This window comes from Pseudonocardia sp. ICBG1293, assembly GCF_020131355.1.
In the GTDB taxonomy this organism is placed as follows: Bacteria; Actinomycetota; Actinomycetes; order Mycobacteriales; family Pseudonocardiaceae; genus Pseudonocardia.
This window is the reverse complement of the sequence record NZ_JAHLEL010000069.1, coordinates 18,086-31,670: the sequence shown is the minus strand read 5'-3', so window position 1 is coordinate 31,670 and position 13,585 is coordinate 18,086. Positions and strand designations below refer to the sequence as shown.

The 13,585-nt window shown below is 69.5% G+C and carries 8 protein-coding genes and 2 pseudogenes; 8 read left to right on the top strand and 2 right to left on the bottom strand.

What is annotated here, in order from left to right; genetic code table 11:
* Positions 1-31 precede the first annotated feature (31 nt).
* Entirely contained in the window at positions 32-3,034 is a 3,003-nt protein-coding gene (locus KPF47_RS36015) for a Tn3 family transposase (RefSeq protein WP_224386186.1), read from the top strand.
* On the opposite strand, the gene KPF47_RS36010 is transcribed toward KPF47_RS36015, so the two are convergent.
* Positions 2,998-3,630, bottom strand: coding sequence for a hypothetical protein (locus tag KPF47_RS36010; protein ID WP_224389043.1), 633 nt, complete (start codon positions 3,628-3,630; stop codon positions 2,998-3,000). The two genes, KPF47_RS36015 and KPF47_RS36010, sit on opposite strands and share 37 nt — an antisense overlap.
* 265 nt (positions 3,631-3,895) lie before the next feature.
* Here KPF47_RS36010 and KPF47_RS36005 point away from each other — a divergent pair, with 265 nt between their 5' ends.
* The 7 genes and pseudogenes from KPF47_RS36005 to KPF47_RS35975 all read left to right on the top strand — a co-directional run bounded on the left by KPF47_RS36005 (position 3,896) and on the right by KPF47_RS35975 (position 13,040).
* The gene (locus KPF47_RS36005; protein WP_224389044.1) at positions 3,896-4,966 is read left to right on the top strand and encodes an acetylxylan esterase; all 1,071 of its coding nucleotides are present in this window, start codon (positions 3,896-3,898) and stop codon (positions 4,964-4,966) included.
* On the top strand, positions 4,960-5,460 hold the full coding sequence (locus KPF47_RS36000) for a thioesterase family protein (protein ID WP_224389045.1): 501 nt from the start codon (positions 4,960-4,962) through the stop codon (positions 5,458-5,460). The genes KPF47_RS36005 and KPF47_RS36000 overlap by 7 nt, the downstream gene beginning before the upstream one ends.
* A 1,498-nt stretch (positions 5,461-6,958) precedes the next feature.
* Positions 6,959-7,856, top strand: a pseudogene (locus KPF47_RS35995) (IS5 family transposase).
* A gap of 89 nt (positions 7,857-7,945) precedes the next feature.
* Positions 7,946-8,467 (top strand): HNH endonuclease family protein, encoded by a 522-nt coding sequence (locus KPF47_RS35990; protein WP_224389046.1) that lies wholly within the window; start codon positions 7,946-7,948, stop codon positions 8,465-8,467.
* Between the two features lie 235 nt (positions 8,468-8,702).
* The gene (locus tag KPF47_RS35985; protein ID WP_224392916.1) at positions 8,703-10,457 is read left to right on the top strand and encodes a hypothetical protein; all 1,755 of its coding nucleotides are present in this window, start codon (positions 8,703-8,705) and stop codon (positions 10,455-10,457) included.
* A gap of 224 nt (positions 10,458-10,681) precedes the next feature.
* Positions 10,682-12,052 (top strand): annotated as a pseudogene (dnaB, locus tag KPF47_RS35980) (replicative DNA helicase); the annotation flags it as partial.
* A gap of 208 nt (positions 12,053-12,260) precedes the next feature.
* Positions 12,261-13,040 (top strand): hypothetical protein, encoded by a 780-nt coding sequence (locus KPF47_RS35975; protein ID WP_224392915.1) that lies wholly within the window; start codon positions 12,261-12,263, stop codon positions 13,038-13,040.
* Between the two features lie 100 nt (positions 13,041-13,140).
* On the opposite strand, the gene KPF47_RS35970 is transcribed toward KPF47_RS35975, so the two are convergent.
* Positions 13,141-13,353 (bottom strand): hypothetical protein, encoded by a 213-nt coding sequence (locus tag KPF47_RS35970; RefSeq protein ID WP_224392914.1) that lies wholly within the window; start codon positions 13,351-13,353, stop codon positions 13,141-13,143.
* Between the last annotated feature and the right edge of the window lie 232 nt (positions 13,354-13,585).

Below are 13,585 nucleotides of genomic sequence, written 5' to 3'. Positions count from 1 at the left end.
TGGGTCGGGAGGTTGTCGGGTGGTCGCTCCGGTGTTCACAGACGTCGAGCTGGAGAGGCTGCGGCGGTTCCCGGAGATCGGCCGGGAGGAGTTGTTCCGGTTCTTCACGCTGGCCCCGGCGGACGTTGCGTTTGTTGATCCCGGTCGGGGCCGGGGCGCGGCGGATCGGCTGGGTCTGGCGGTCGCGGTGTGCTCGTTGTCGTGGTTGGGGTTCGTGCCGGATGAGGTGGCGTCGGCGCCGCAGGCGGCGGTGGTGCGCCTGGCTGAGCAGTTGCGCGTGGATCCGGCCGTGATCGGTTCGTATGGGCGCCGGGCGAAGACCCGCACCGAGCATCTTCGGCTGGCGGCGCAGTATCTGGGGTGGCGGCCGCCGACGACGCTGGAGATCAAGGAGCTCGACGAGTTCCTGCTGGCGCGGGCGATGGAGCATGATTCGCCGACGCTGCTGTTCCGGCTGGCGTGCGAGTTCCTGATCTCGGCGCGGGTGATCCGGCCGGGACCGGTGACGGTGGTCAAGCGGGTCGCCCACGCCCGCGAGGTGGCCCGGCAGGAGACGTTCGACCGGTTGGCGCACGAGTTCACCGACGCCCGCCGCGTCGGGCTGGACGGGCTGCTGGTGGTGGATTCGGAGATCGGGATGACCCGGCTGCGGTGGCTGGGGAAGGGGCCGGTGGAGGCCTCGCCCGCGGCGGTGAAGGCCGAGATCGCGAAGCTGGAGTTCCTGCGCGGAATGGACGCCCACGCGTTGGACCTGTCGGTGCTGCCGGCCGAACGCCGCCGGTTCCTGGCCACGGTCGGTCGCCGCCTCACCGCCCAAGCGCTGGAACGGCGGGAGCCGGAACGCCGGTACCCGATCTTGCTGACGTTGCTGGCCCAGTCGGCGACCGAGGTGCTCGACGAGGTGGTGGCGCTGTTCGACCAGGCGCTCTCGGCGCGGGAGAGCAAGGCCGCGCACAGGATGCGGGACTATCTGGCCGAACGCGCCAAGTCCGGGGAGGACCGCCAGGAGCTTTTGGACGCGATCTTGGCCATCGTGGCCGACCCGGCGGTGCCGGACGGCGATGTCGGCGGTCTGATCCGGGGCGAGCGGGTCGGCTGGGACCGGCTGCGTTCGGCGCAGTCGAGCGCGTTGCCGCCGCTGCCGCGCGATCACGGGCACCTCGCCGCGCTGGACGGCTCGTACGGGTACCTGCGCCAGTTCACCCCGAACGTCCTCGACGCCGTGACCTTCGCCGGCGGCACCGCCGCGGCCGAGCTGCTGGAGGCGGTGGCGATCCTGCGGGAGCTCAACGCCACCGGCGCCCGCAAGGTCCCCGACGACGCGCCGAGCGGGTTCGTCCCGGCCCGCTTCCGCGGCTACCTGGACACCGCCGCGGCGAACCGCAGCGCGACGGCGTATCGGCATTACTGGGAGCTGTGCGTGCTGCTGGCCCTGCGGGACGGGCTGCGCACCGGGGACGTGTTCGTGCCGGGCAGCCGCCGTTACTCCGACCCGGCCGCCTACCTGCTCACCGAGGACAAGTGGGCGGATCAGCGGGCGGAGTTCTGCCGACTGGTCGGCAAACCCTCCGACGCCGCCACCGGCCTGGCCGAGGCCGAAGACGAGCTGCACACCGCGCTGGGCAAGCTGGAAACGACGCTCGCCCACGGCGACGGCCCGGTCCGCCTGGACGACGACGGCGATCTGGTGATCTCCCCGCTGACCGCGGAGGACATCCCGGCCGAGGCGAGAGCGTTGAAGGCGGAGCTGACCGAGATGCTGCCGTTCGCGCCGATCGTGTCGCTGCTGATCGAGATGGACAAGCGCACCGGGTTCCTGGACTGCTTCACCCACGCCGGCGGCAAGCAGGCCCGCACGCGCGAGCTGAAGCGGAACCTGATCGCGGTGTTGCTCGCCCAGTCCACCAACCTCGGGCTCACACGGATGGCGGACGCGTGCGGGATCTCCTACGACATCCTGGCCTGGACCGCCGAGTGGTACGTACGGGAGGAAACGCTGCGGGCGGCGAACCTGGCGCTGATCGGCTACCACCAGCGCCTGCCGCTGACCCCGGTGTTCGGCACCGGCACGCTGTCCTCTTCGGACGGTCAGCGGTTCCCGACGCGAGGTAAGTCGGTCACCGCCAGGGCTCTGAGCAGGTATTTTGCGCACGAGGGCCTGTCGACCTACACGCACGTGACCGATCAGCATACCACCTACGGCACGAAGATCATCGTCGCCACGAAACGCGAGGCGCACTACGTCCTGGACGAGATCCTCGGCAACGCGACCGACATCCCGATCACCGAGCACGCCACCGACACGCACGGCGTCACCCTGGTCAACTTCGGGCTGTTCGACCTGCTCGGGTTGCAGCTCTCACCGCGGATCCGGGACCTGGGCAAGATCACTCTCTACCGGACGGGTGCGAAGGCGGCGGCCGAGACGGCGTTCCCCCTGACGGGGCCGCTGTTGGCTCGCAAGCTCAACACCGACCTGATCGCCGAGCACTGGGACGACCTGCTGCGCCTGGCCGGGTCGCTGAAGTTCGGGCACGCCACCGCATCGCTACTGGTCGGGAAACTCTCGGCGTCCGGGCGGCAGAACGCGCTCGCCGCGGCGCTCAAGGAGTACGGCGCGCTGCGCAGAACCGTCTACACCGCCCGGTACCTGTCCGATCCGGCCTACCGGCGCAAGATCTCCCGGCAGCTGAACAAGGGCGAGTCGCTGCACGCGCTCAAGCGGGACCTGCTCTACGCCCACGAGGGCATGATCCGCGCCCGACACCTGGAGGGACAGACCGAGCAGGCGTGGTGCCTCACCCTCGTCACCAACGCCGTGGTCACCTGGACGACCGAGTACTACGGCCTGGCCGTCGAGCAGATGCGCGCCGCCGGTCGCCGCATCGACGACGAGGTCCTGGCCCACATCTCCCCGGCCCACTCGGAGAACATCAACTTCTTCGGCGCCATCGAGGTCGACATCGACGGCGAACTCGCCCAACTCAGCCCGACCGGCTACCGACCACTACGTGTCCGCGACACCCTGTTCTGATCAGGTTCGCCGTCCTCACGACGCGACGCCCCCGTCATCGGGCAAGTTTCACTCACTGGCCAGCCACCACAGCACCCATCGTCGCTGCTCAGACCCACTGTCGTCTCTGGCAGCGCACTCCGTGGCCACTGCTGTCGAGACGAGTCCATGGTCGCTTCCGCCTCGATAGATTGAGACACGCGATAATCGCGGCTTATCTGACCTATCCCCACGAACCACGAGGTCACAGCCCTGCATCCTCCATATCCGCCCGAAAAATTCCGGATACTACGGCGCCCCCAGGTGGTCACGGTCGCGACATCCTGGGCGTAGGCGCCGGTGCCGCAGTGCGTGGCCAACACCAGCTCACTGCTGTCGTCGTCGGGGAAAGTCATCTCCACGATCACCCCGGAACCATCGGGAAGCCCGAGACCGACGTGATAGCCGCGGCAACAGTCCCGGGTCAACCAATAGGTCTGGCTGATCGAGCAGCGCTGCATCGTCAACGCCGTCCACACCACCCGCGCCACACCCGAACGCCCCGACAGATGCTCGACAACATCCTCAGCAGCCGCACGCCCGCTCAACCGCACCCGGTCGATCTGCTTAGAGGTCATTTCAGAACGAGGTCGACGTGTCTGTTGTAGACGACAAGCGGCTATCTGACCTGCCGTTTGATCTGTCGTCGAGGGGTCAATGGAAACTCGACAAGTCGTTCTGAAACGACCTCTTACTACGCCGCTCCACCACCCGCGCCGTCTTCCGACGTTGCGCCCGACTCCCCACGACTCACCTTCCCCGCGTAGCAGCGTGCTACTGGCCCGTAGTGTCAGTCGCGCCACCACCCGAGCCAGCGCAGTCGCTGGCGTTGTTGTGGCGGTGGTGGTCTGCGCGGGTGCCGGCCTCGGCGGCGCCGGCACCCGCGCCGATCCCCGGCCCGGCACCACGACCGCGGTGACGACGACACCCCACAACACGACCCGCACGTCGGATCCGGAACCCGACACTAGCGGTGATCCGGACCTACCGGGCAACCCACTGGTTACCGGCGGGTCACATCCCGACACCCTCGGTGCGTGGGAGACCCAACACCGCCCGCAGCTCCTCGAGGCGTTCGGTGAACACGTCTACGGCCACCCGCTGCCCGCCCCGGACGACATGACCTTCGACGTCACCGACACCGGCTCGGACAGCGACTACGCCCCGGCCGGGCAGATCGTCGGCGCCGGATACGCACTCGCCGCCCTCGACGCCAACCAGGTCGCACCGGACGACCCCGCCCGGTTCCGCGAAGGCGTCATCAACGCCTTCCACCCGGCGGACCGCGACCTCCCCGACACCGCCGGGCGGACGATCGCCGCGTGGGCCTGGGCCGCCTCGGTCGCCCTGGACTACTTGCACACCGACGACGCCACCGCCGCCGGGATCGACCCCGCGCGGGTCGCGGTCATCGGCCACTCCCGCGGCGGCAAAGCCGCGCTCTGGGCCGGAGCACAAGACACCCGCTTCCCCGTCGTCATCTCCAACAACTCCGGCGCCGGCGGAGCAAAGCTCGCCGACACCGGCCGCGGCGAGTCCATCGACGCCCTGACCTCAACGTTCCCGCACTGGTTCCCACCCGCCTACCGCCGCTACGCCGCCCGGCCCGACACCCTGCCGGTCGATCAGCACCAGCTCCTGGCCCTGATCGCGCCCGGCCGGGTCGTCATCGGCTCCGCCACTGACGACGCGACCGCGGACCCGCAGGGCGAACACGCCGCCTACCGAGCAGCCGAACACGCATGGGCGCGCTACGGCCTGCCCGGCACCGGACTCCCCGACCAGACGTGGCCCCCGCAGACGGACCGGGCCTACCGCGGGCCCGGCATGTCCTATCACTTGCGCACCGGCGCCCACGGCCTCACCACCACCGACTGGACCTTCTACCTGCACGGAGACCTCTTCCGATGGTGACCGCCACCCACACACAACCGCACAGAGCCGATCATGACCTGGGCAGGGACAGCGACCACAACACCACTCACGACACCGTGTCGTTGTTCTATGTCGTCCCGGCTGATCAGCTCGTCCCCGACCTCCACCCACGGCTCGGGGCGTTCCGGTCGGGCGAGCACGTGTTCGCCACCGGCTACCTCGTCGGCCTCCTCGAAGCGCCGTGCCTGACCTACCTCCGGCGCCGGGCACGAGCCGGTCAGGCTCCGGTCGGCACCCGCGTGAAGGTCGAGCACCGGGCGCCGTCGATCCCTGGGAACCGGCTCCACGTCACCGCACGCTGCACCGTCGAGGACAGGTCCCGGTTCGTGTTCGCAGTGGCCGCCCGCGATCAGCACGGGCTCCTCGTCGCCGACGGCCACGTCACAACGCACCTGGTCGACACCACCACGTTCCGCGCCCGGCTCCGACACCGGGCACGAGACCGCCCGCATCTCACAGACACGAGCCGCTGACCAGCAGATTCACCGACTCGAAGGAGGACCCATGAGGACACGACGACGAACGCAACGCCGCAGCACGTGGCGATGGTGCCCACGCCCCCGACCGCGGCCCGACACGCCGGTCACCGAGAACGCCGAAGCAGCCACCACCGCCGAGGACCGGGACGAGTACACGACCGGGCAACTCACCTGGCTCCTGGGCGAACTCGGCTTCACCACGCCCCGACGGCCGCGCCACGGGGACTGCGCGACCTACTGGCTCACACCCACCACGGACGCGCGGCGGGACACGGACGCTATCGCTGACGACTACCGCAGCGCAGGATGCCTGGACAGCGACCTGGCCAACCCGGGGGCCGCTGACGGGGCGGTCTCACCTGTGGCGCGGGCGGCGTAACGCCGGTGGACCAGCACGATCCTGGGGCAGGCGGTAGCGGGCGCTCCCGCCGGGACTCGACCCGCTACCGTCTGCATCCAAGTAATGACTGTGGCGCCTCGAACTTTTGGCAAAGAGGAAAAGGCGTCGCAGCCACCGACCGATCAGCCGTCGCGGCTGGTCTGACAAGGAGTCAACCTTGCACCGCAGCACGTTACTCGTGGCCCGCCGACCGGTCGACCTCGACCTCGACCTCGACCTCGACCTCGACCAGCGGTCCTCGTCGGTGGTTACGTCGTCTTCTGCGGCCCGGTCTCGACCGAGCGGGACGCCGGGGATGAGTACCGGCCGGGTCGGAAGTTCCCGTACACGACGGTCGGGGACTGGGTGGCCCTGTCGGGGGTGTCGCCGAGGGCGATGCAGGTCTATGTGTTGCTGCGCTCGTTTGTGAACACCCAGCGCGGGGATGAGCGGGCATGGCCGGGGCAGCGGCTACTCGCCCGCGGGCTCGGGGTGAGCAAGGCTCACACCGGGGGCGCGGCGATCGCCGAGCTCGTCGCGGTCGGCGCGGTCGATGTCGAGACCGCCCCGAGCAAGACCGGGCGGCGCAACATCTACACCGTCCACGAGGCCCCACCGCCCGGCTACACCGGGCTGGGCAGCACCCAGGAACTCATCGCGGTCCTCGCCGCCGCGGAGGCCCTCGCCGGCCGACCCACCGGACCCCCGCCGCCCGCAGCGAAGCCCGCCCGCGCCTGCCCGGCCACGAGCCGCACCAGGCGCCGCCCCGGCGGCGCCGCCGGTCGCGATACGGCCGGATCTCGTCAAAAACCCCCAGGTCAGGGGGGGGTATGCCGAAAAAACGGCACAGAACGACCTGAAGTTGAACGACCCGAAGGGGGAGGGGACGCGCGAGCGCGCGAGCCGACCGGCCACCGAGGTAGCCGAGCCCGTCCACGCCCCCACCCCCCGAGCCCTCGACCAGAGCCGCGACCCGCCTCGGTGCCGAACTCGGCGCCGCCGGCAGACCCGCTCCCGGCGCCAGTACCGATCACGGGCCCGGAGGCGGCGCTGGTGAGCGAGCTAGGGCGCGTCTCCTAACCCGGCTGGTCGGGCCTGCGCGATGATCAGTAGGTGTCGCGCCGTGCCGTCCTGACCGATGCCCAGTGGGACCGACTCGAGCCGTTACTGCCCTCGTCGGACGGGATGCCAGGGCGCCCGTTCGCCGATCACCGCAGAGTGATCGAGGGGATCATCTACCGGTTCCGCTGCGGGCGGGCCTGGCGTGATGTCCCGGTCGAGTTCGGGCTGTGGCAGACCCTATGGAAACGCCACCGCCGCTACTGCGGTGACGGCACCTGGGACCAGGTTCTCGCAGCTCTGCTCGCCGATGCCGACTCCGCCGGTCTCGTGGACTGGGCCGTGTCGGTCGACTCGACGATCATCCGCGCTCACCAACACGCCGCGACCCTGCAGCGGGACACAGGGGGCCGGATCGAACTACAAGAATCTGCTGATCGAGCCGCCCGATCACGCGTTGGGCCGCTCCCGCGGAGGGCTCGGCACGGAGATCCACCAGCTCGTTGACGGACACGGCCGCCCGCTGGTCGTACTGGTCGGCCCTGGCCAGGCCGGTGACGCCCCGATGTTCGCGCACCTGATGTCACATCTGAGCGTCGGACGGGTCGGTCCGGGCCGACCGCGGACCCGGCCCGAGCGGGTCCGCGCAGATAAGGCCTACTCCTCACGCGCCATCCGCGCCCACCTGCGCAGACGACGGATCGTCGCGGTCATCCCGGAGCCGGCTGACCAGCAGGGACACCGGAAACGACGCGGCACACGCGGCGGTCGACCACCGGCGTTCGACCGGGTCGACTACCGCGGCCGCAACGTCGTCGAACGCGGGTTCTGCGAGGTCAAGCAGTGGCGCGGCCTCGCGACCCGCTACGACAAACTCGCCCTGACCTACCGCGGCGGAGTTGCACTGAAGGCCATCGTCACCTGGTTGCGCACTTTAGGAGACACGCCCTAGTCGAGGCCTGGGCCCTCCGTGACGAGATTGGCACCGACACCGACACCGGTTCGGGCCCGGCCCCGCCGGCCCCGGCGGGGCCGGCGGCGGTGACCGCGGCCGGCCCGGTGGATGTGTCCGGGCTGCGTGTCGCCCCCGACCGGGCCGACAGCGGCTACCGGCGGGAGGCGTTCGGTCCCGGCTGGGCCCCGGCGGCCGGGCCGGGCTGCGATATCCGGGACGCCGTCCTGGCCCGCGACCTCACGCAGACGACGGTGAAGAACGGCTGCGATGTGTCGGCCGGCACACTGCGGGATCCTTACAGCGGCCAGACGATCTCCGGGCCGACCCGCGATCTCGATGTCGACCACGTGATCCCGCTCGCCCTCGCTCACCGGTCCGGTGCGCACGCCTGGACCGACGCCCGCTGGGAGGCGTTCGCGAACGACCCGAACAACCTGCGAGCCACCACCGCCCAGCTCAACCGGTCGAAATCCGACCACGGCCCCGAACACTGGATGCCCCCGGTCGACGCGTGCGCCTACGCCCACGACTTCGTCCGGATCGCGTACCGCTACCAGCTCACCGTCACCGCGCCGCGGGCGGCGGCGCTACAGGGGGCGTGTTCATGAGCGTCGCGGCGGTGCTGCTGAGGCTCGTGGGACGCGTACCACTACGGTAGGTGCCCAGATACGACAAACGGCGCCCCCCCTAGCAAGGAAAAAAGGCGCCGAATGTCGTCAACAACACCAGCCGTGAAGGCTGAGATAGGAGAACTGTACCCATGACCGGCTACCCCGGCTACCCCGGCCACGAGCCGTTTACACGTGTTGACCTGTGGGTCTCCGCATCGACGGGTGGTGTGCGATGAGCACGCCCCGGAGGAACTCTCTACACCGCGACGCGCCGGCGGGGGCCGGCCGGGAGCTGTTCACTGCGGGGGTGGCGGCGGCGACGTCGGTGGGGCTCTCGCCGCGGTGGGTGCATTACAGCGGGGTGTCGGCGACCGCGCGGTTGGTCGCGGAGGTGTTGGTCGATATGGCCACGATGCGCCCGGCTGGGGACCAGGCCCCGGTGCTGGATCGGGAGCGGCTGGCGTATCACGTGGGGGTCGGGCGGGCGGACAAGCTCGCTCCGGCGGTGGCGGAGTTGGTCGGGATCGGGTTCCTCACGATCTATAGCGGCGGGGTCGACCCGGTGACGGGGCGGCGTCGTCAGCGGCGCGACACCCGGGGCCGGCCGGTCCCGGACCGGTTCGTCGTGGCGTTGCAGCCCCCGGCCGATTACGCCGGGCCGTCGACGTTGACCGAAGCCGACGCCTCGTTCGCCGTCGATCGTGATGCGGCCTATCAGGCTGCGCGGGCCGGGGGTCGGCGGGCCCGGACGAGCAACATCACCATCCACCGCCTCGGCCACCGGCCGGCCACGAATCGGCAGGTCAGGACTGACCCCGGATTCGGGGGCCAGGGCCCGGCTGGTGACCCCGGGATCGGGGGTCAGCGAGAGTTCCCGCAGGTCAGGACTGACACCCAGATCCGGGGTCAGGTCGACGCCACTGACCCCGGGATCGGGGGTCAGCCAGCGTTTCCGCAGGTCAGGACTGACACCGAAATCCGGGGTCACCTTCAGAGGGAGAGATCTTCGATCTCTCCCGAAGGGAGAGAGATCGAAGAGATCGAGCCCGTGCCGGGCGGGTCGGCTCCGCCGCCCGCCACGGGCCCCGCGAGCACCGCGGGCGGTCCGGTCGGTTCGGCGGTCGCGTTGGCCGAGCAGCCCGTACCCGCGGCGCTCCCGGCGCCGGTCGAGGACCCCGCGGGCGAGAGCTCCGCGGTCGAGGGCCCTGCGGGGCCGGTCCCGGCTGGGCAGGTGCGGGCGTTGGTGCGGCAGCTGCCCTGGTCGGCGTGGGCGGCGCTGCGTCGGCCAGGGTGGCGGCTGAGTACCGCTGATGCTGATCAGGTCCAGGCCGCGATCACTGAGGCCATCACCGGCCGGGGGATCTCGCTGCCCCAGGCCGCCGAGATCGCCCAGGCTGCGCTGTCCGAAGCCACGGGTGCCCAGCCGGTGACCTACCTGGTCAACGCCTTCACCCGGCACCTCGCCCGCCGGCTGCGTGCCCTGGACCTCGAACCCCTCGACGACGCCCCGTTGCCCCTACTCACCCAGGCGGCAGGCCCCTCAGAACCGCTCTCCCGACCGCAAAAGCGACCCCCGGCTCCGAGTAAGGCCGAGGCCGCCGCAGCTGCCCAGCGGGCCGTACAGGCTGAACGGGAGGGCTTCCGGGTCCGTGTCGAGGGCTGCCAGTGCTGTGATGACAACGGGATCGCGCACGACCCGGTCCTGGTCGACGGCCACCCCCGGGCCGTCCGCTGCACCCACGACACCACCCACGACGCTACCCCTGATGACGCCGCTGACCAGCACGTGAGCACCGGCAGCGTTGAGCACGCCGTTACCGTCTCGTCGATTCCTGACCAGGGCGACGGGCCTGCAACCCGGGCGGGTCGTGAGGCGGCGATGGCAATGGTGCGGGCCCACCTCGAGAACACCCCTGCCGGGCGTCGTCGCGCGGCCCGGGGGCCGAGTGCAGCCCGCCCCGGCCGAGCGGGGACGGTGACCCGGTGATCCCTCCGGAACCGGTGTCGCGCCGCTCCCTGGCCAGCCCCGACCCCACGCCATCACCGTCGCCATCATCGTCGGCGCGGCTTCCAGCCATCGCGCCGCCCCCGGCGGCGGTACCGGGGGCCGATGAGGTGCCGTTGCCGCCTGAACCTGTCGATGACGAGCACCCCCCTCCCGGCCCGGGCTCTGCTGACCGGGGCTCTGGCACGAGCCAGCCCCTGCGGGCGATCTCCTCGACCGGCCCGCCCACGCGGTCGGAGCCACGGTCGACCTCGACACCTGAGGCGTTCGATCGTCAGCCGCCGCAGGACCTCACCGCGGAGCAGGCGGTGCTGGGCGGGATGCTGCTGAGCAAGGACGCGATCGCCGACGTCGTGGAGGTGCTGCAGCCGGAGGACTTCTACCGGCCCGCGCACCAGACCGTCTACGAGACGATCCTGGACCTCTACAGCCGCGGCGAACCCGCCGACGCGGTCACTGTCTCGGCGGAGCTGCAGCGGCGCGGTGAGCTCGTCCGCCTCGGCGGCGCGCCCTACCTGCACACCCTGATCGCGACCGTGCCCACCGCGGCGAACGCGGCCTACTACGCCGAGATCGTCGGCGAGAAAGCGATCCTGCGGCGGCTGGTCGAGGCCGGTACCCGGATCGTGCAGCTGGGCTACCACGGCAACGAGGGCGGCGACGTCGACGACGCGGTGGACCGTGCCCAGGCCGCGGTCTACGAGGTCACCGAGCGCACCACCACCGAGAACTACACGGTCCTCGAAGAGCTCCTCCAGCCCACGATGGACGCCATCGACGCCATCGCCTCCCAGGGGAAAGCCACCGGTGTCCCGACCGGGTTCGCCGACCTCGACCAGGTCACCAACGGTCTGCACCCGGGCCAGATGATCGTCGTCGCGGCCCGGCCGGGTCTGGGCAAGTCGACCCTGGGCCTGGACTTCGCCCGCTCCTGCTCCATCCGCAACGGCATGACCAGCGCGTTCTTCTCCCTGGAGATGAGCAAGTCCGAGATCGTCATGCGTCTGCTGTCCGCGGAGGCCCAGATCCGGCTGGCCGACATGCGCGCCGGCCGGATGTCGGACGAGGACTGGACGCGGATGGCACGGCGGATGTCGGAGATCTCCGAGGCTCCGCTCTACATCGACGACTCGCCGAACCTGACGCTGACCGAGATCCGGGCCAAGGCGCGCCGGATGAAGCAGCGCAACGACCTCAAGCTGATCATCCTGGACTACCTGCAGCTGATGACCTCGGGCCGCAAGGTCGAGTCCCGTCAGCAGGAGGTCTCGGAGTTCTCCCGGCAGATCAAGCTGCTGGCCAAGGAGCTCGAGGTCCCGGTGGTGGCGATGAGCCAGCTCAACCGTGGTCCCGAGCAGCGCACCGACAAACGGCCGATGCTGGCCGATCTGCGTGAGTCCGGCTCGATCGAGCAGGACGCCGACATGGTCGTGTTGCTGCACCGCCCCGACGCGTTCGAAAACGACGACCCGCGTGCCGGTGAGGCCGACCTAATCCTGGCCAAGCACCGTAACGGCCCGACCACCACCATCACCGTCGCCCACCAACTCCACTACAGCCGGTTCACCTCACCGGCCGCCGCAGAACCGCCCCATCGAAGCCTGTCGCCGGCCGCCTCGATCCGCCCGGCCGGCCCCCGCACCCTCCGCTCCCTATAAAATACCACCATTCAACATCACAGCCCGCACAATCGCATCCAGATAATCTGCAGAAATACCGAGTGGGTGACCAGTAGTGGCCAGACATGATAACGCTCTGAAAATTGCGTATGAATACGGTGAGGTGTTGAGCTGGATCTCCGAAATGACAGCGATGCCGCAATCCATGATCTGGAACATGTGTGGCCCGCTGACCGGAAGGCAAATGGGGGAGCAGCTGGCCCGGTGGCGCAACGCCGGACTCGTCAAATCCGCCACCATCGGATCCGTGCGCTGGGTATGGTGCACCACGTTCGGGCACGAACTCGCCGGCCGCGCCCCCTACCGAGACGAAACACCACCCACCGAAAACACCTGGCGACACCTACGAGCGGTCTGCCTCGTCCGCGCCGCCATCGAATCCATGGGCGGAGAATGGATATCCAACCGCTACCTCCGCTGGGAAGCCGAACACCGTACCACCACCCCGACTGGCACCCGGAAAACCACCCGAAAAGTTGTCACGACAACTGCCGTCGCCACTCCGGCTACCTCTGACGACGGTGCAGTCACCGCCGAGATGGATACCGATCAGCGGTATTATCCTGACGGGCTCGCCTGGCTGGTTCCCCGGGCGGCCGGGACGGGGTGGCCGTGGCTGGTCCGCGTGCACCTGACCTCGGGCACCGACACGGGAACGGGTGTCGACTGGGACACGGAACTAACCGCCCTGATCGATACCGGTACCGCACTCACCTCCAGCAACGAGTTCTGCGTGCTCTACGTCGTCGCCGACCACGCCTACGAGCACGCCGCACAAAAGATCGCGGACCACCCCGACCGAGATCGTTTCCACCTGCAGCGGCTAGGGGAACTGGCGCCACTGGGCAAACAATGGTTCAGCACCCGAACTACCCGCACCAAATAATCCGGATTAATTTCTCGCTGCGGTGCGTGGACTGGCTGCGTCGCTACCGACCCTCCGGAATCTCGCTTGTCAGATTGGGCAGGTCCGGCGTAGCGCTGTCTCAGCGTCCGGTCACGGTCGTTTTCAGCGTGCTCTTTCGCGACTGTGCGACGATCAGTGACTGTACCGGATGATTTTGGTAATCTTTTGCTACGAACAGGCGACCGGTGTTGACGCCGCCGATCGCTGTGACAGCGAGTTCGGCGGTGCCGGGCTTGGCATTGGCAGGGACATCGATGAATAGTTTCGTCACCAGAGTCGATCTGCGATGCATGCTGGCTGCCTCCGGTCCAAGCCCGCGCCGCGAGCGGCACCCTGCGTGTGATCACGCTCGGACATCACTGATCCGACCGAATAGTCGGCCACCTCCGCAGGCCTATCAACGTTTCCTACCCGAATTCTGTTCGTCGCGCTGGTCGGAGACATCGGCCAGCGTGACGAACGGGTCACCGGGCAACGCTGTCTCTACTCCGGAGCCCACTGCCGCCCCGGGACGCGCGTCCAGG

Bases quoted from the DNA above. Each gene is read 5' to 3' on its own strand.
- KPF47_RS35970 (WP_224392914.1), bottom strand. From the start codon at position 13,353: ATGCATCGCAGATCGACTCTGGTGACGAAACTATTCATCGATGTCCCT.
- KPF47_RS36000 (WP_224389045.1), top strand. From the start codon at position 4,960: ATGGTGACCGCCACCCACACACAACCGCACAGAGCCGATCATGACCTG.
- KPF47_RS35985 (WP_224392916.1), top strand. From the start codon at position 8,703: ATGAGCACGCCCCGGAGGAACTCTCTACACCGCGACGCGCCGGCGGGG.
- KPF47_RS36010 (WP_224389043.1), bottom strand. From the start codon at position 3,630: ATGACCTCTAAGCAGATCGACCGGGTGCGGTTGAGCGGGCGTGCGGCT.